This window comes from Ulvibacterium sp. (assembly GCF_965228935.1).
Taxonomy (GTDB): Bacteria; Bacteroidota; Bacteroidia; order Flavobacteriales; family Flavobacteriaceae; genus Ulvibacterium.
This window is the reverse complement of sequence record NZ_OZ245846.1, coordinates 3156017-3175229: the sequence shown is the minus strand read 5'-3', so window position 1 is coordinate 3175229 and position 19213 is coordinate 3156017. Positions and strand designations below refer to the sequence as shown.

The 19213-nt window shown below is 44.2% G+C and carries 16 protein-coding genes; 8 read left to right on the top strand and 8 right to left on the bottom strand.

Annotation, left to right across the window (positions count from 1 at the left end; all coding sequences use genetic code 11):
* Positions 1-4: 4 nt before the first annotated feature.
* From ACO06Y_RS13320 to ACO06Y_RS13305, 4 genes are read right to left on the bottom strand one after another with little or no spacing between them, the layout of a single operon-like run.
* Positions 5-1171, bottom strand: coding sequence for a 3-dehydroquinate synthase (locus tag ACO06Y_RS13320; RefSeq protein ID WP_422079469.1), 1167 nt, complete (start codon positions 1169-1171; stop codon positions 5-7).
* A 9-nt stretch (positions 1172-1180) separates the two neighbouring features.
* Entirely contained in the window at positions 1181-2071 is an 891-nt protein-coding gene (eboC, locus tag ACO06Y_RS13315; RefSeq protein WP_422079468.1) for a UbiA-like protein EboC, read from the bottom strand.
* The gene (locus ACO06Y_RS13310) at positions 2072-2980 is read right to left on the bottom strand and encodes a TatD family hydrolase (protein ID WP_422079467.1); all 909 of its coding nucleotides are present in this window, start codon (positions 2978-2980) and stop codon (positions 2072-2074) included. It lies immediately after the preceding gene.
* A gap of 2 nt (positions 2981-2982) precedes the next feature.
* Positions 2983-3837 (bottom strand): EboA domain-containing protein, encoded by an 855-nt coding sequence (locus tag ACO06Y_RS13305; protein ID WP_422079466.1) that lies wholly within the window; start codon positions 3835-3837, stop codon positions 2983-2985.
* Between the two features lie 269 nt (positions 3838-4106).
* On the opposite strand from ACO06Y_RS13305, the gene ppdK reads away from it, so the two are divergent.
* The 4 genes from ppdK (at position 4107) to ACO06Y_RS13285 (ending at position 9248) form a co-directional block, all read left to right on the top strand.
* On the top strand, positions 4107-6836 hold the full coding sequence (gene ppdK, locus ACO06Y_RS13300) for a pyruvate, phosphate dikinase (protein WP_422079465.1): 2730 nt from the start codon (positions 4107-4109) through the stop codon (positions 6834-6836).
* 325 nt (positions 6837-7161) lie between these two features.
* A complete protein-coding gene (sqr, locus tag ACO06Y_RS13295; RefSeq protein ID WP_422079464.1) occupies positions 7162-8412 on the top strand; it encodes a type III sulfide quinone reductase, selenoprotein subtype in 1251 nt (416 codons plus the stop codon).
* Between the two features lie 16 nt (positions 8413-8428).
* Positions 8429-8737, top strand: a complete 309-nt coding sequence (locus ACO06Y_RS13290) for a TusE/DsrC/DsvC family sulfur relay protein (RefSeq protein WP_422079463.1) — start codon at positions 8429-8431, stop codon at positions 8735-8737.
* 34 nt (positions 8738-8771) lie between these two features.
* Entirely contained in the window at positions 8772-9248 is a 477-nt protein-coding gene (locus ACO06Y_RS13285) for a DsrE/DsrF/DrsH-like family protein (RefSeq protein WP_422079462.1), read from the top strand.
* Positions 9249-9276: 28 nt separating this feature from the next.
* Here the strand turns inward: ACO06Y_RS13285 and ACO06Y_RS13280 are convergent, their stop codons facing one another.
* The 4 genes from ACO06Y_RS13280 to ACO06Y_RS13265 form a co-directional block, all read right to left on the bottom strand.
* Positions 9277-10596, bottom strand: a complete 1320-nt coding sequence (locus ACO06Y_RS13280; protein WP_422079461.1) for an outer membrane beta-barrel protein — start codon at positions 10594-10596, stop codon at positions 9277-9279.
* Positions 10593-11165, bottom strand: a complete 573-nt coding sequence (locus ACO06Y_RS13275) for an RNA polymerase sigma factor (RefSeq protein ID WP_422079460.1) — start codon at positions 11163-11165, stop codon at positions 10593-10595. The genes ACO06Y_RS13280 and ACO06Y_RS13275 overlap by 4 nt, the downstream gene beginning before the upstream one ends.
* 121 nt (positions 11166-11286) lie before the next feature.
* Positions 11287-11823, bottom strand: coding sequence for a hypothetical protein (locus ACO06Y_RS13270; RefSeq protein WP_422079459.1), 537 nt, complete (start codon positions 11821-11823; stop codon positions 11287-11289).
* A 165-nt stretch (positions 11824-11988) separates the two neighbouring features.
* Positions 11989-12546, bottom strand: coding sequence for a hypothetical protein (locus tag ACO06Y_RS13265; protein ID WP_422079458.1), 558 nt, complete (start codon positions 12544-12546; stop codon positions 11989-11991).
* A 386-nt stretch (positions 12547-12932) separates the two neighbouring features.
* Here ACO06Y_RS13265 and ACO06Y_RS13260 point away from each other — a divergent pair, with 386 nt between their 5' ends.
* From ACO06Y_RS13260 to ACO06Y_RS13245, 4 genes are all read left to right on the top strand, one after another.
* Positions 12933-17036 (top strand): T9SS type B sorting domain-containing protein, encoded by a 4104-nt coding sequence (locus tag ACO06Y_RS13260; RefSeq protein ID WP_422079457.1) that lies wholly within the window; start codon positions 12933-12935, stop codon positions 17034-17036.
* Positions 17037-17131: 95 nt separating this feature from the next.
* Positions 17132-17740: a hypothetical protein gene (locus tag ACO06Y_RS13255; RefSeq protein WP_422079456.1), complete on the top strand. Its 609-nt coding sequence runs from the start codon at positions 17132-17134 to the stop codon at positions 17738-17740.
* Between the two features lie 230 nt (positions 17741-17970).
* Positions 17971-18225 carry a hypothetical protein gene (locus ACO06Y_RS13250; RefSeq protein WP_422079455.1) on the top strand — a complete coding sequence of 85 codons (255 nt, stop codon included), beginning with the start codon at positions 17971-17973 and terminating at the stop codon, positions 18223-18225.
* Between the two features lie 528 nt (positions 18226-18753).
* A complete protein-coding gene (locus tag ACO06Y_RS13245; protein WP_422079454.1) occupies positions 18754-19212 on the top strand; it encodes a hypothetical protein in 459 nt (152 codons plus the stop codon).
* Position 19213: the final 1 nt, after the last annotated feature.

The following is a 19213-nucleotide window of genomic DNA, read 5'->3' as shown; positions in this document are numbered from 1 at the left end:
TTGGTTATTCTATTCTTATTTTGCAACTATCGTTTAGACCTGTAATCGCGCGTTGCATAAGGTCTAAATCGATTTTGTTTACATCGTGCTTCTCTCCTATTTCCGAAATTAGGGTAATACAAAGCTCCCCTCCCAAATGTTCCCGAAATTCCTCAATGCCTTGCAACAATTCCTGTATTTCTTTTTCGGTTTCCACTGGAATGTGTAAATCGAGCCCGGTTTTTTGCATTACATCCAGAACGTTATTTTGGGTATCTTCGGAAATAAGACCTATTAGCTGTGCATAGGTTATGTCCAGGGCGATACCCTTTGCCACGGCCTCACCATGTCTGAGTCCGTAGTTGGACATTTGCTCCAATTTGTGGGCGGCCCAATGGCCAAAATCCAAGGGTCTGGAAGAACCGCTTTCAAAGGGGTCGCCTCCCTGGGCAATATGGGCCATATGCATTTCGGCACATTTGTGGATTACATATTGCATAGCGGCCATATCCCTATTCCTTAATTTTTGGGTATTATCCTCTAGGTATGCAAAAAACTTTTTATCCTTGATCAAGGCTACTTTTATGGCTTCGGCTATCCCGGCGATCCAATCCCTGTGCTCTAGAGTCTTTAGAAAATCCGTATCATTGATTATCGCATAGGGCGGTGCAAAAGTGCCCACAAAGTTTTTCTTGCCGAAGCTGTTGACACTGTTCTTTACCCCCACTGCGGAATCGTTCTGGGAAAGTACAGTGGTAGGAACGCGAATCAACTTTACCCCACGGTGCGCAATCGCTGCCGCATAGCCGACCATATCTATTATGGCACCACCACCAATAACTACTACGAAGGAATGTCTACAAATGGAATTGGTATTGATTTTCTCCAAGATTGAGGTAACATTCCCAGGGTCATTTTTGCATTGTTCCCCTCCCTCAATGATAAGACTTCCCGTATACTGAATCGTATCGGGATACGCTATACAATAGTCCTTTATCTCCCTATCCAGGTCAGGATGATGCTCATGGACACCCTTATCGATAACAAAAAAAGCCTTTACCCTTCCATTCTTTTTATACCCCTCAAAAACATCCCTGAACAACGTATTATGGGTACCGAACAGTTTTTGTGTAAAGTGCAGTTTATACGTGTACGTTACAGTAAAGGATTGTTCTATAGATCTTAAATGCATCGGTTTGGTTTAGGTAACGGCAAAAAGCTTCGACAAAAATATGGATAAAGGCAGTAATAACAACAACAAAAGGCCATACCACCAAACTGAAAAACCTACGGCCAAGGAAGCATCCAGAACAATTAACGAAAGTACACCTGCTATTACCGCCTTTTTTATGTTTTCAGGGGAATTGATGCGGTAGGCACGAATCAAGGGCCTGAAGACCAAAAAAGCGAAGAGCGCCAAAAAAGGAACTGCCTGTAGTATATTATCGGTTTGGGACATAATTAAGGTAATTACGGCTAATATAACCAGATTGTACAATACTCCGGCCCAGATGATATGGTTCTTATTATTTCCGTGTACTTCCCCCCTACTTATTACCGTAATGGCAAAGATATATACCAAAGGAATTATAGCATACCACCATTGGGCGGCCCCTCCCATGATCGACATGCCCAATATCAGGTTCAATCCCCTACACAATCCCATGTTCATAGGGCCCAAAAAACCATCCTTTTTTGAAAATGCGTCATAAAGGACAATGAAAAAAGCCAAAACAACGGAAATAACACCACTGACCCGTCCAGAAAAAAAAGCCAATCCTATACCTAGGATTAACAAAACAACCCCATAAATTGCTGCTGATCTTAAAGGAATCAATCCACTTGGGATGGGTCTTTCCGGTCGCTCTACCTTATCCAGGTCCAAGTCGAATACATCGTTAAGGACTACCCCACCTGCATACAGAAAGACCGAAGCAAAAACCAAAAAAATCATTTTGGAAATTACCTCGAAACCGACAAGGTCGTTGGAGAGTACCCCAGCAATGGCGATACCTGCCAAAATATCCGCGGCTGCGGTAGGCAGATTGGCCGGGCGGGCCAACCGCAGATATCCTTTTAGAATAGTGCGCATTTATACGATTTTATCCGAATCCACCTTAGGGACTTGACCGCGCAATACGCTATTGTCATTATATAATTTGGTCTGATCGATTCCCTTAGGGTTCAACCAATCGGATTCCTTCATCTTTCCATTTTTTCCATAGATATCCAAGGCGTTTTGATAGCAGGTCTTAATAACATCCTCCTTCGGTATACCCCTTTTTAGCATCAGGTTGGCGGTTTTGGGGACCGCTAAGGGATCACTTACGCCCCAATCTGCGGAGCTATCCACAATGATGTCCGTGCTACCATATTTCCTGACCACTTCTACCATGCGTTCGTTCCCCATTTTTGTCTTGGGGTAGATGGTAAAGGCGGCAATAAAGCCCCTATCCAGTACTTCCTGTACAGTTTCCTCATTGTTATGATCAATGACTACCATGGCAGGATCCAGACCATGTTCCAAACATACCTCCATACTTCGAATCGTGCCTGATTTCTTATCACGGTGCGGCGTATGTACCTGCACCACCATACCGAGCTCTTTGGCCATTTCCAATTGAACACGAAAATACTTGTCCTCGGCCGGGGTTTGGTCATCGTATCCTATTTCACCGATGGCAACCACATTTTCCTTGTGGAGATACAAAGGCAGCAATTCGATCACTTCCTCCGCTAAAGCTTCATTATTGGCTTCTTTGGAATTTAGGCCGATGGTACAATAATGCTGTATACCAAACTGACTGGCCCTAAAAGGTTCCCAGCCTACCAAACTGCTATAATAATCTTGAAATGAGCCCACTTGGGTACGTGCCTGCCCCAGCCAAAAAGAGGGCTCGATTACGGCCACGACCCCCGCCTCTGCCATAGCTTCATAATCATCCGTGGTTCTGGATGTCATATGAATGTGTGAGTCTATAAACATCATTTTATCTTCCATATTCAATCTTTTAGGGTTTTCCAACTCAGTATTTTATTCGTAATCTGTTCCTGCAAACGGGGATAACCCGCCAATAATTTTTTGGCTTCAGGAGTACCCGAGTAATAACAACACAAGGCTCCGGCCCTATTTTCTATGGAATCGGCACTATCCAATAACCGTTTCATATCCGCTAAAAGGGCAGCATTCAGAAACCCCGATACCGGACGCCAAAAATAGGGATCGATATCCCTAGAGGCCGCCCAACGCTCATGGGCATAATCTGAAATAATGCGGGCCAATTCTTTGTTCGCCCTTTTGTCAATATCCCGTATTGCGCTCAAATCCCCTTGCATAAAGGCGGTTTTGAGATACATCTGGTTCCATTGTTGCTCGTCAAAGAACAATGCGGGATATGGGTTATTAAGGGCTATGGCATTAAAAACGGTGGGTACGTTGGTTCGTAATGCATTAACGGCCTGGGTCCTGTACGCCTCCGGATTAGGCAGCAATATCAAGAACTTTAAAAAAGTCTCAAGTTCCCCTGTATCCGCCACCTGAATAATATTGGCAACCTTGGGTGTAAAGAATTCCCTATCTGCGTTCAGCACACTGATCAATACATAGATTCTTGAAATTTGTTGGATATTCGCATTTTGGGCAAACAAGTAATCATCCAAATCGTTTCCAGAATGGATTCCTTGGACGTCGCTATTAATAATCTTGGAAGGAATAAGGCTGTAGGTCAGATACATATCCCGAACACTTCCTTCATCGATGATTTTGCGGATCTTTTCCCCCAACCAATTACGGGTTTCCGTATCCACTGTATTTTCAATAATCCTTGACAGCTGTTCGCCCACGTCATTTAACTTCATAAAACCACTTGTTATAAGGGTAATCGGTAATTCCCGAAATCATCACCCCTCCTCTGTCAAGCAAATCATTTTGCCAAAACATCATCAAAAATAAAGCTAATTCCCATATAATAAAAGAGGCCGGTATTCGTATTCCCTGCAATCCCTTTTTTTGTAACCATTGTTACCAAATTTTATACGCGTAAGGTGATAAATGTCATGAAAACGCCAACATGAAGTCCATATTTTTGAACCGTCCTAGTTTTAGTTAAACCTTAAAAAACAATAGTATGGAAATAATGGAAGAAGTTAGAAAAAGGGTCTATCGATTTGGTGACAAATCCGCCGACGGGAACAGTACCATGCGTAACTTACTTGGGGGAAAAGGTGCCAACTTGGCCGAGATGAGCGCTATCGGTATTCCAGTTCCACCTGGGTTTACCATAACCACGGAAGTCTGTACCGAATATAATGAGCTAGGGGAGGAAGAAACTTTAAAACTAATCGAAAAGGATACCGAACAGGCCATTGCCAATATCGAAAAAATCATGGGAGCTGAGTTTGGCAATCCAAAGAACCCCCTTTTGATCTCAGTACGATCAGGTGCGCGTGTTTCCATGCCCGGAATGATGGATACCGTCTTAAATCTAGGGCTCAATGATGAAGTGGTAAAGGGACTTGCGGCCAAGACCAGGAATGACCGATTTGCCTGGGACTCCTACCGTAGATTTATCCAAATGTACGGAGGTGTGGTTCTTGGTATGAAACCTGAATCCAAGGACGATATCGACCCCTTTGAGGAAATAATGGAACACTTAAAGGAAAAACGAGAAATTGAACTGGATACCCAATTCACCGTTCAGGACCTAAAGGACTTGGTCTATGACTTTAAGGATATCATAAAAAAACGTACCGGTACCAATTTTCCAACAGATCCCTGGCAACAATTATGGGGAGCCATTATTGCCGTGTTCAATAGTTGGAACGGAGACCGTGCCCTATACTATCGGAAAATGCATGGCTATCCCGGAGATTGGGGTACTGCAGTAAACGTACAGGCCATGGTCTATGGCAACATGGGTGATAGTTCGGGTACTGGGGTATGCTTTACCCGCGATGCCGGAACAGGTGAAAACGTATTTAACGGAGAATATTTGATCAATGCCCAAGGAGAGGATGTGGTTGCCGGTGTACGTACCCCGCGACAGATTACTACCTTGGGATCAAAACGATGGGCAGAACTTGCCAAGATCAATGAAAATGAACGTCTAGTCTCCTATCCCTCGTTAGAGGAGTTGATGCCTACCATCTACAAGGAACTCCACAACTATCAAGAGATTTTGGAAAAGCATTATCGTGATATGCAGGATATGGAGTTCACCATTCAAGAAGGAAAACTTTGGATACTACAGACGCGAAATGGAAAACGTACCGGGGCCGCCATGGTAAAAATAGCCATGGATCTGCTCAAGGAAGGATTGATTGACGAAAAGGAGGCACTGCTTAGCATAGAGCCTAATAAACTGGACGAGTTGCTACACCCCGTTTTTGACCAAAAAGCCTTAAAAAGGGCGCATGTCATTGCCCAAGGCCTTCCTGCCTCCCCAGGAGCCGCAACGGGACAAATTGTATTTTTTGCAGACGAGGCACATAAATTCCGTCATAGTATCTTAACGCGGATAGAAACTTCCCCCGAGGATCTTGAGGGAATGAACATTGCCAAGGGTATCCTAACGGCCCGGGGCGGAATGACTTCCCATGCCGCAGTGGTTGCCAGGGGAATGGGGAAATGCTGTATTTCCGGAGCCGGTGCACTGAAAATCAGCTATAAAAGACGGACCTTGACCGTAGATGGAAAAGTGTATCATGAAGGGGATTGGATTTCCTTGAACGGATCCACCGGGAATATTATTGAAGGTAAGGTAGCCACAAGCGAGCCCGAACTAAGTGGGGAATTTGGCGAAATCATGAAATTGGCGGATAAATATGGAGCTATGGAGGTACGCACCAATGCGGATTCCCCGAAAGATGCCAAAGTTGCCCGTAAATTTGGGGCACAGGGCATAGGACTGGCCCGTACCGAGCATATGTTCTTTGAAGTAGACCGTATCAAGACCATGCGTGAAATGATCTTGGCGGATACCGTAAAAGGCAGAAAACATGCCTTGGAAGACTTGTTGCCCATGCAACGCAAGGACTTTGAAGGTATTTTTGAAGCCATGGACGGGCATCCTGTTACCATTCGCCTTCTTGATCCCCCACTGCATGAATTTGTGCCCCACCAACTGGCTACACAAAAGGAGTTGGCCGAGGATATGCATATTTCCTTGTTGGCCGTTAAAAACAAAGTGGCGGAACTACAGGAATTCAATCCTATGTTGGGCCATAGGGGATGTAGGTTGGGAAATACCTATCCTGAAATAACCGAAATGCAGACCAGGGCCATTATTGAGGCCGCCCTAAACATAAAGGAGAAAGGTATCGTCTCCAAACCGGAAATTATGATCCCCTTGGTCGGTACCTTAAATGAATTTATGGAGCAGGAAAAGGTAATCAAGGAAACTGCGAAAAAGGTATTCGAGGAGTATGGCGATACCATTGATTATTTGGTAGGAACCATGATCGAAGTCCCCAGGGCTGCCTTGATGGCCGATTCCATTGCGGAACGTGCCGATTTCTTCTCCTTTGGAACAAACGATCTTACCCAGATGGCCTTTGGTTATTCACGGGATGATGCCGGTAAATTCCTACCCATTTATCTGGAAAAAGGAATTTTGACGGCAGATCCTTTTGAGGTCTTGGATCAAAAAGGCGTAGGACAGTTAGTGAAAATGGGAACAGAACGTGGTAGAAACACCAAACCTGATTTAAAAGTCGGTATTTGCGGCGAACATGGCGGAGAACCCAGCTCCGTGGAATTCTGTTATACCCTAGGAATGAACTATGTAAGTTGTTCCCCTTTTAGGGTTCCTATAGCACGGATCTCCGTTGCCCAGGCAGCCATAAAAGCCGATAACTGATTTAATTTATAGGATTCCCGCCCCCTAGAAAAAAGGGTGGGTCTAGAAGCATTGCGGATTGTCACCTCAAATGGGTTCGGGGGTAACGATCCGCAATATTTTTTGTCCGCTTTCTGCCAAATCCCGTTCTGCTCCAAAGCGGCACCAATCTATTTCGTATCATGAAACACAAGCCCAAAACTTGGTTAAACTATTGATTTTGAGCTGTTTTATGTAACAATTGTTACCAAGTTTTAACCCCAATCCTGACATTTGTCATGTCTTTTGAAAGGACATCCCAATAACTTTATGTGTGTAAAATAGGGAAAGATAAAGATTAGAAAGCATGAAAAATTTGGTCATATTGGGAGCGGGAACATCAGGTACCATGATGGCAAACCATCTCATTGGGAAGCTTCCCAAAAAAGAATGGAAAATTACCATAGTAGATCAGTACAAAACACATTACTATCAACCGGGATTTCTATTCCTGCCCTTTGATATCTATACCACAAAACAAGTAAAAAAAGACGGTAGAAAATTCATTCCGAAAGCGGCAAATTATATCCAGAAAAAAATTGAACTCATCCTACCCGAAAAAAATATGGTGAAACTTGAGGATGGGGAAGAACTGCCCTATGATATACTGATCGTTGCAACGGGAACGAACATAGCCCCGGAAGAAATAGAAGGCATGGACGGCCCCGGATGGTACAAGAACATCTTTGACTTTTATACCTATGAAGGAGCCAAGGCCCTACGTAATAAACTGCGGAAATGGGAAGGTGGAAAATTAGTGGTACATATCAGCGAAATGCCCATTAAATGTCCTATAGCCCCTCTTGAATTTGTATTCTTGGCCGACTCATATTTCAAGAACAAAGGCATGCGGGACAAAGTGGACATTACCTTCGTTACCCCCCTAAGTGGTGCATTTACCAAACCTAGGGCAACCAAGGCCTTACATTACTTGTTGGAGGAAAAAAACATTAAGGAAGTTACCGATTTTAATATAGAACGTGTCGATTACGAAAACAACAAGATAATCGATTATGCCGATACGGAAGTTGACTATGACCTTTTGGTTACAGTACCTACGAATATGGGGGACGCGCTATTGGAGCGCTCGGGGATGGGCGATGAATTGAACCATATTCCAACCGACAAAGCTACGTTACAGACCTTGGATCATGAAAACATATTCGCCATAGGTGATGCTACCAACCTACCGACCTCCAAGGCCGGATCGGTAGCACATTTTGAGGCGGAAATATTGACCGAAAACATACTTCATTACATCAAGGGAGAACCTTTGAAAGAGGAATTTGATGGACATGCCAATTGCTTTATCGAGACCGGTAATGGCAAGGCTTTGCTCATCGATTTCAACTACACCCACGAACCCGTTGAGGGAACCTTTCCGTTCCCCGGTGTGGGCCCATTGCAGTTATTGAAAGAAAGCAGGGCCAACCACATGGGCAAGATGGCCTTTAAATGGGTGTATTGGAACATGTTGTTAAAAGGCACACATATTCCATTCGTATCGGCGAACATGAGTACAAAAGGCAAACATTTTGAAAAAATAGAATCTCAATAAACTAAAACAACGTAAGATGGAAAAGTTAATCGCACAACGCACTATTTCAGTAAATGAAGAAGGGTATTTGACCGATTTTTCACAATGGAGTAAGGAAATCGGTGAGGAAATCGCCAAGGAGCAGGACATCGCCATGACGGATAGGCATTGGGAGGTCATAGATTACATTCACGATAAATTCCAAAAGGAAGAACCGCTATCCATTCGGGGTATCAAAAAAAGCGGTGTTATCAATATCAAGGAATTTTACAAGCTGTTTCCAGGTGGCCCATTAAAAAAAGCCACGATGATTGCCGGGATACCCAAACCCAAAAGTTGTATCTAAACCAGTATTTGTAGAACCATTTAAATCAAAAATCATGAGCAAGACCAAAGTGCGGAAAATGATGTTCATCCTTTCCAAAGCCACCATAGAAAATGTATATGCGGCCTTTATCATGGCCAATGGTGCCCGGATGGAAGGCATTGAGTCCGAGATATTCTTTACTTTCTTCGGATTGGAGGCCATCCAGAAGAAAAAACTGGAGCATTTGCGTGTGGCCACAGTAGGCAACCCTGCCATGCATATTCCAACCATGTTGGGCGGCCTACCGGGCGTGGAGGCCTTGGCCACCAGTATGATGAAAAAGGAAATGGAAAAACTGGATATGCCGCCTGTTGGTGAATTTTTGGAAATCCTATCGGATTCCGGATGTAGGCTTTGGGCCTGTAAATTGGCCGTTGATATGTTCCACTTAAAGGAAGAAGATTTGATCGATGAAATCGAAGGCATCCTTACCATAGGGGATTTTTATAATAGGGCCGATCAAGAAGGCACACAATTGCTCTTCATCTAGTACAATTCCCCTGCCCAGGGGTACACATTTAGAAGGAGTTGAAATTTAGTCTCAGCTTTACCCCGCCATTGGTGAAATCAACATTTTCCCTAGTGACAGGGGAAAGTGAGCTATTAATAAAGGGCTCAACGATAAGGGATTGTTTTTTGTTGTTAATGGGAAGTTCAATGCCGATGGATAGATTCAATATCCCGGCAAAGTTAAAACTCCCGGATTCGGACTGTGCGTTCTCCCTCTCCGTCCTAAGGCTTTCCTGGGTCCGGGCTTCCGTGACCCCGTTCAGTCCCTCATCAAAAACAATTCTGGTGTCCTGAAAGGTAGATTCGACCTCCTCCTGAAAATAGGTAGTGGAAGACACCCCCGCAGTGGCAAACCATTGCTTTTCCCCGATTCTGAAATTATACTTTAGGTTCAGTGGTAGTTCCAGTCCCGTTAGAATCACCTGCCTGGATTTCAACTGGGTTCCCTCTCCCCGATTGAACAACGCGTTCTCCTCAAAGTGAATGCGTTGATTGATCAGGGACAGTCCGGTATAAAAATCTATATTTTTAAGAACGGGTACCTCTAAAGCAGCACCTCCAGAAAAGGTCACATTGCTTTGGCCAGTACCCTGGTTATAATTGACCATGGGTGACAATACTACCCCAAACCTGATTTTGCTCTGTAATACCTCATCCAAGGTTTCTTCATCAAGTTTCCCTTCAAGCAATTCCTTGGCGGCCTCCTCTTCTACCCGGGCCATTTTTTCTCTCTCATTGGTCTCTGCGATTATTTTTTTATTATCCAAATCGGTTTTTGGCAAGGTGCCCTCAACCCATGCCGTACTGTCCGCTTCTTTGGAAAACAGTGATTTTTCCCCTGACGGATCACTTTTGATTCCACTTGGGTTTTCGGAGGTGTTACTTTCTACTGTAACGCCTTTCTTAATGGGGCCCTTACCATTATTGCTTATCTCCTTTTCGGTAAGAACCCCGTTTTCATCCCTTTCTCGGGAAACCGTTGCTTCCGTATTTTGCAGTATATCTATTTTTTGCTCTGGGCGGCTTCCTTTTTCGAATTGGTCTTTCTCTATATTTTTCTCCTTATGGACCTCCTCCGTATTTTGTTCTATGGGCAGATCAAATTCATTTTCACCTTCATTTTTCAAAAAATTATGTACAAGCACCGCTGTGGTAAAGAGAACCAACACAACGGCCGCATAGCGAAAGGGAAGCCATAGAATTACCTTTCGGTTCTTTTTCTTCTTTTTGAGGAGCTTTTCCAAGTCTTCCGGATTGTAAGGCTCCTCCCAATGATCAAAAACTCCTTTGATCTGCTCCACAATTTTATCGTCAATAGAATCTTTCATGTTGCGGATTTTACTTGGTTTTGCAATACAACTCTCAATTTCTTTTTGGCCCTTGCCAAAAATGTTCTCGAACTACTTTCTCCTATGTCCAGCATTTCTGCAATTTCTCCATGGGTATACCCTTGAATCTCGAATAAGGTAAAAACCAATCGGTGTAATCTGGGTAATCGATCCAACGCCGCTAAAATATCGGCCACGTTCAGCAGGGAAATCGCTTCGGCATCGATCCGGGTGTTCCCCATTGTAACGGGTTCCAAACTCAAGAATTTTTCTTTTTTACTTCTAAAATTATCCACCGACGTATTTACAATGATTCGTTTAAGCCATGGTTTAAAGGACTTTCCTTCCTGAAATTTGCCAATTGAACCAAAAACCTTGATAAAACTATCATTAAGGACATCTACGGCCTCCTCTCTGGAGTAGGTATTCAACCTGCTTATCTTAAAGGCATAGCCGTAAAAATGTTTGTACAACAACTCCTGACTACCTTTTTTTCTGAGTTTACAGTTGGATACAAGCAACTCTTCCAGCTTTTCCCTAGGGATGGTTTCTTTTGGTATTCTTTTCAAACGGGGGTTATTTAAAAAAAAGCTATGGCCACTAAGGTCGTGGCCATAAGTCTCCAAGCTATTTCATAACAATTACAGTTATAAACAAAAATCCGGTGTCCATAGTTTTTATGAACTCCTACTAATTATGGCAACAAATAATATCCGGATCGGGGGTTTCATTGAGCATACTGTAAACCTCTATGGAACAGGTCAAGGCCTCGGAATTGTCCTTCCCAAAGAGTTCTGCAAGGTCTATTTCCAAGGTATCGGTAATCACCCTGTTACAACCAAAGTCATTGTTATCCTTCCTATGGGAAATGATCAAGCCCGTCTTGCATGGAAATATCTCCTGTACAATTCCGTCCCAGACCACATCAAAATAATGGTTTTGACATCCCCCTCCATAGGAAACATCTACTCTAAGTAAGGTACCGGAGCGTTCAATGCCAACAATGGTAAAGTCCGCGTTTTCCTCGGCCCCTTTGCCATTTAGCCTTTTAGTTTCCAAATCGTTATATAGCTCGGCACCTACCCTTAGGTTAATCCTGTTTTCCCCTGGAAGGGGATCGTCACTATCCTTGTTGCAGGAAAGCAGAACAATTCCGATCAACATGATAAAACAAAGATTCCTCGTCATCCGATACATCGGTATCCATACACTATTTGACTTTTTCATTTTTTACTTTATTATTTATTAGTTATTTGTTGTTTTCTATTCTACCTATACGGCCAATGGGAAGGAAACGCTACACTTCGTGAAAAAATGGGTCTAATTACAACATTCGATTTAAACATCTTCCCTAAACATGGATCCTATATGCCATTAACTCTGATGTTTTACCTATAGGTGGTGTTCAAAGACGACCTCCTCATCCGGAGAATCGGTCTCGTTAAGCATGCTATAAACGTCTATGGAACAGGCCAAGGTTTCAGCGTTGTCTTTCCCAAATAGTCTTTCAAGATCTATTTCCAAAGTCTCCGTAAATGGTTTTATTGGCATGTCACTGCCACAACTGACATCACTATCAAGAATTTTCCGCGAGAGGATCAGGCTGGTCTTACAAGGGGAGGTCTCCCGTACGATACCCTCCCATATCACATCAAAAACACGTTCACGGCATCCCTCATAAGAAACATTTATGTTAAGTAAATTCCCTTTTCGTTCTACCGCGACGATTTCAAAATTCGCACTATTCTCAGACCCCTTACCATTTAACCTTTTGTTCTCCATATCCTTATATAACTTGGCACCGACCAACAGGTTTATCCCATTTTCTCCCGGTAAGCTAGAATCACCATCATCTTTGTTACATGATACCAATACAATTCCGATGAACAATAGAAGATAAAGGCCCTTGGTCCAGTGCCTTTGTTCCCATACACTTTTTGAGTTTTTCATTTTTTATAAAATTTTATTTGTTGCCTACCTATACGGCCAAAAGGAAGAAAACGCTACACTTTGTGGAAGAATACATTGAATTTGGAAACAATACCCGTTTAAGAAAAGGTTTTCCAAAAACTTCAGTTTAATTTATAACTTATTAATTATCAATATATTATATTTTAGCAATAACATCTTTTAAACTAAAAGACAGCCCATATTTCTTGTTAATCAACTACAACTACCGATAAGCAAACGGAACCTACCGTTTAGAGGATTCCGAATACATCAACCCCTCTTTCCTCTTAATTTTGATACCATAACAACTGGCTTCCTAAGTTTAGGTGTCTCCCCCAAAGGACGACCTGAATCAGGAATCCAAGACTGGTAAAACTATTTTGACCATGTTCCCAAAAAAGCTTAACCTACTGCTTATGTCCTTGTTCCTATCCGTATTGGGACACGTACTTACCGCACAGGTAACATTGACCCACAATGTTGGGGAAATAGTACCCAGTACACCTTTTTCGTGTAGTCCGACATTTACGGGACGGACTTTTACGCTTCAGGATTTTGGGATTGCCGAAGATGAGGAGCTTACCATCAATACTGCCGAAATAGCCTATCAGATCAAGGTAGAAAGGGAACTCGGTGCTTGGGTGACTTTCTATGTGTATGCGATAGACGACAATTTCCCGGCCTCCTTCTCCCGAACCGCAAACACATTGCTTGGAAAGAGTCAACTTGTTCAATTGGAAACATCACCTACCAACAATGGGTTGACCCCTTTGAAGATGTTGACCGCCAATTTCAATATTCCGGTGACCGTTCCCCCGAATACCAAAAGAATTTTGGTGGAAGTAGAGGGAAGATTGCATCCTAATAGCCTCCATTTGGCATCCACCGAGGGTGAAACCGGTCCGACCTGGCTCAATGGTGGCTGCCCCCCTTACACTTACGATACCGCGGACAATTACGGGTATCCGGATGCAAACCTTTACCTAAAAGTGTTCGGTACTGCAAAGGTACCTTCTGGCTGCACGGATTATCCCCTAAGTTACTCGGCCACCATCTGCGATCCCGATGGTGATGGTATTACCCAGTTCGATTCTTCTAGCTGGGGATCTGTCGTTGGTGGATTTGGAAACGAGGTCTCTTATTTTTATGCTAATGGAGATCCCCTTCCCGATCCCCTTCCCAATCCATATACGAACATAACGCCCTATCAAGAGGTAATTACGGTACGGGTGACGGATCCGCTTACCGGAAACTGCCATGAGAGTGAAAGGACATTGATGACCCATGCCCCTATTGACATAGAACAACCGCCAAACCTTTATGCCTGTGACGAGGGGAACGGCTATGCTGAATTTGATGTTTCCGCCATCGAGGCACAAATAATTGGCACACAGACCGGCTTAAATGCCTCCTATTTAAAATTCTACTACATGGATGCCGATGGCCAGGAGCTGTCCGGTTTCCCTTCAGCCTCCTATAGGAACCAGCAGCCCCATGCCCAGACCGTTTACATAGAGGTAGAGTATAATGAACCGTTTACACCTTCATGTCCTGCAGAGACCTCCTTTGACCTTATTGTTAGGCCTCGACCACAGGCTCAGCCCTTAAATGATTTGGTGGTTCAGGATGACGATGGCGATGGATTTGCCGAATTCGATACTTCTAGTGTAGAAAGTACCGTGGTCGGCAGCCAGACCGGAGTGAACGTGTCCTATTTTGATGCCCAGGGATCTCCGCTTCCCTATCCCCTTCCAAATCCATATACCAACACAATCCCAAATCTGGAAACGATTACGGTACGGGTAGCAGACCCCATTACCAGTTGTTTTGCTGAGACCCTTTTGACCTTGCGGGCCTCAAATACCCCAATAGTGATGAAACCATCCGACATCTATGCCTGTGACGAAGGGAACGGCTTTGCCCATTTTGACGTTTCTTCGATTGAAGGGCAAATAATCGGTGGACAAACCGGATTGAACGTGTCCTATCTGGACACGAGTGGACAAGTATTACCCAATTTTCCTTCCACTTCCTATAGGAACCAAGAGCCCTATTCCCAGACCGTTACCGCAAGTGTTACCGACGAGAACGATGCTACATTTCGCGCCGATACCACCTTCGACCTTATTGTAAACCCCATGCCAGTGGCACATGCCCTCCCAGATCTTATCATGTGCGACAATAACGGGTTTTCTGAATTCGATACCTCCGGGGTCGAAGGTTCGGTGGTCGGCAACCAGACCGGATTGGAAGTTTCCTACTTTGATGCCCAAGGATCTCCGCTTCCCTATCCTCTTCCAAATCCATATACCAATACGATCCCAAATCTGGAAACGATTACGGTACGAGTCACCGATCCGCTTAGTGATTGTTACGCCGAGACCCAGTTGACTTTAAGGGTGTCCGACATACCTACTATTGGAAGGCCGACCGATTTGCACGCCTGCGATGAAGGAAACGGCTTTGCCCATTTTGACGTCTCCTCGATCGAGACACAAATAATCGGTTCACAAACGGGACTGAACGTTTTCTATTTGGATACCAATGGGCAGGTACTGCAAGATTTTCCCTCTGCATCCTATAGAAACCAAAATCCGTATTCCCAGACTGTTACCGTTAGGGTGGAGAATAGCAACCATCCCATTTGTTACTTGGAAACTTCCTTCGACCTTATCGTAAATCCTCTGCCCCGAGCCCAATTCTTGGACGATTTGACGGTGCAGGATGACAATGGCGATGGATTTGCCGAATTTGATACTTCGGGTGTTGAAAGTGCCGTGCTCGGAAATCGGACTGGAATGGAGGTCTCCTACTTTGATAACCAAGGATCCCCTCTTCCTTATCCCCTGATGGATCCATATACCAATAGAATCCCCCATCTGGAAACGATTACGGTACGGGTCACCGACCCGCTTACAGGTTGCTATGTAGAGACCCCATTGACCTTGCGGGTCTTGAACACACCTACCGTGGGGAGACCGCCCGACCAATATGCCTGTGACGAGGGAAACGGCTTTGCCCGGTTTGATATCTCCTCGATCGAAACACAAATAATCGGTTCGCAGACGGGACTAAGCGTTTCCTATCTGGATATGGATGGAAGGGAACTGAACGATTTTCCTTCTGTCTCCTACAGGAACCAGATCCCTTATTCACAGACCGTTACCGCAAGGGTGACGGACGATAGTAACCCTACATTTCACGCCGAGACCGCCTTCGACCTTATCGTAAGTCCCTTACCCGTAGTACATGCCCTCCCAAATCTTATCGTGTGCGACGATGACGGTATCGCAGAATTCGATACCTCCGGGGTCGAGGGCGCGGTAGTCGGCAACCAGACCGGAATGGAAGTTTCTTATTTTAATGCCCAAGGAGTATTGCTCCCCAATCCTCTTCCCAATCCGTATACAAACTCCACCCCGTACAGGGAGGTAATCACAATACGGGTCACCGATCCACGTACCCATTGTTACGCCGAAACCCAATGTACCTTGTTGGCCTTGGTTGCCCCAAGTGTACAACCCCTTCCAAATTTATATGCCTGTGATGAGGGAGACGGCCATGCGCTCTTTGATACCTCTGGCATAGAAACCCTTATCCGTGGGGAACGCAACGAATTGCAGACCACTTATCTAGATGCCGACGGGCAGGTGCTGCACAATTTTCCTTCTACCTCCTATAGGAACCAGAACCCTTATTCCCAAACAGTTACGGTTAGGGTGGCCGAGGGTAACAATCCCGACTGCTATTCGGAAACTTCCTTTGACCTTATCGTAATCCAACCGCCTATCATCGATCTTCAGGAAACCTATTATCTCTGCGACCTGGAACCGTCCAGGGTCTTAACCGCAGCCCCCGATGCGGACTCCTGGACATGGGTCGCCGATGACGGCACCCTACTCTCAAATTCTTCGGAGGTAAACCTTTCGAAAGAAGGTGCCTATACCCTTTTTATAGGCAGCGTCCAAAACGGAATCAACTGTGAAAGCTCGGTCTCTTTCCGTCTGGTCCGCACCGCACCGGCCATTATCCAGCAAGTGGACACCGGGGAGGACTTTTCCAACGATAATCATATAATGATCCTTGCTTCCGGGGACGGTGACCTGGAATATTCCATAGATGGGGAGCAGTATCAGGATAACAACATATTCCACGGACTTCCGGGAGGAATCTATACGGTATACGCCAGGGACCGTGATGGCTGTGGACAGGATTCCAGGGAAGTGGTCCTGTTGAACTACCCCAGATTCTTCAGTCCCAACAACGACGGAGCAAACGATTATTGGCAAATTGAAGCCTTAAGGGATTTTCCCGATGCCGTAATCCATATCCACGATCGTTACGGTAAGCTCTTAGGGCGAATCCGGCCGGAGGATATCGGTTGGGACGGTACCTTTAAGGGAAACCCGTTGCCTTCATCCGACTACTGGTTCACCCTGAATCTTGGTGACGGGAGGGAATACAAAAACCATTTTACATTAAAGCGATAGCCGTAAGGCCCACTTTCTTAAAAGAACCGAACAAGAACAGGTCAGGAAAAAATTCCCTCGGATAGACCGACTGCTGCCATAAAACCTAAAAACAAATGAAAACCTTTAAGATTCCCCTTTTACTTTTAGCGACCTTAACCTTGACAAATTGTGCCTCCGGCTACAAAATGATCGAACCCAAATCCATTAATTACATTTCAACTTATGAAACTGCCAACGTAAAACTTGAATATAAATATGATCTATTGGATAAAAAATATTCCAAAAAAGAATTGAAAAAAGGAGTAAAACTTTTAGCCCTAAAAATAACCAATAATTCCGACAGCGATTTAATGTTCGGAAGAGATGCCAAATTGACCTATGCGGATGGAACTGAAATATTTATTCTGGACAATGACAAGGTTTTTAAAACATTGAAGCAAAGCCCCGCATCCTATCTATGGTATTTGCTTTTAACCCCGGTTAATCTATATACGACGGGATCGGACGGTCAGCAAACTAGTTCAACACCTATTGGACTTGTTCTTGGACCCGGTTTGGCAGGTGGAAATATGATAGCCGCCGGTTCTGCCAATAAAAGGTTTAAAACCGAAATGTTGGCATATGATATCAAGGGAACAACGATCAAAAAAGGTGAGACCGTGTATGGCTTGATTGGAATTAAAACAGACTCTTTTGAGTCTTTAAAATTAAAAATTGAATAGAACTGGAAAGGGAATGTCCATTTGGCAAACCAACAAACCGTGCGTTACCGATCCAACGTTTTCAATTACCTATAAATGGAAGGAAGCTACCGTTTACGAAATTGCACGAACACCCAAGCCCTTTCCTTCGTAATTTTATCTCAAATAAACAGTTTCCCACTGTATTTATAAAAAGCCCAAATCCAAATCGTACATCTTGAACCTATTAAACCACAACGACCACAACTTTTTTGAAAAATCTAGACCTACTACTTATGCTCTTGACCTTTCTGGTATTGGGCAAGATGGTAATAGCAAAAATACCAACAGTTCGAAATCTGGGTTCCCCCATCTATTTTATCCAAACAGCCAACGAACAGATTTCGCGAGTGACCTGGAATTTTGGAGATTCTGCTACAGTGCCGAAAAACATAAACACCGCTATCTCCCCAAGGCAGGTGTTTACGTCCGGCGAACTGTCTGCAGTTTCTCTACAGGTTGCCTAAATTAAGATTACCAATCCATTTTCATTATTTCCGTTGAGTTTCCCACCCCTTTAGCGACACTCGTCGTGGACGGCCTTTTGATTTGTGGGGCCGTCCGGGGCTCGGGAACAAATTCATTATTTCATATGGCCCTTCCATAGAACCTATGATCGTTCAATTGGTGCTCCTGCGGAAAGCGTAGCCCATAGCATAAAAATCCTTACCCAGTACTTGTAATGTGCCTTTCTCCAATCACAGACCAAAATACATGAAAAGTCACAAGCTATAGGCATCCCCGATTTCGTCTATCCTTTTAAACCTCAATTTAATTTTCTATTCTAAAAAAACAGTTCTATGAAAGTTTAAGGAATAGCTTACTTCCCATCTGCCAACGTTTACTACCGATAAGCAAACTAAACCTACCGATTAGTGAATCTCGCCAACATTCACCTGCTTTCCTGTTTAATTTTGGTATTGAAAAATCGGCTTTCCCATTGGAAGTTCCTCCCCAAGGATGACCTAAATATAAAAGCCGGCAAAACGTTGATCATGTTTCCTTTCAAAAAACTTGACCTACTATTAATACCCATGTTCTTTTTGGCTATGGGACATACCTCTATTGCAAAAATACCAACGACCCAAAATCTGGGTTCCCCCATTTATCGTAATCAGACAGTACGTAACCAGATTTCAACGGTAACCTGGAATCCTGGAGACTCAGTCACGGAGTTGAAAAATGTAACCGTTGCCATTTCCCCAAGGCCGGTGCCCGCATTCAGAAAACTGTTTGCTGTTTCTCCACAGGTTACCCAAATACGGATCAATAGTGCCATTCATATCATTTCCGTTGAGTTTCCAGCCCCGTTAGCGACATCCATCGCGGACGACCTTTTGATTTGTGGGGTCGTCCGGGGCCCGGGAACAAACTCGTTTGTGGATACTTCAACGGTTACATCCAAAGCCCTTGAGCGGGTATCCCAAAAAAACTGCAGAAACTATACCGCATAGA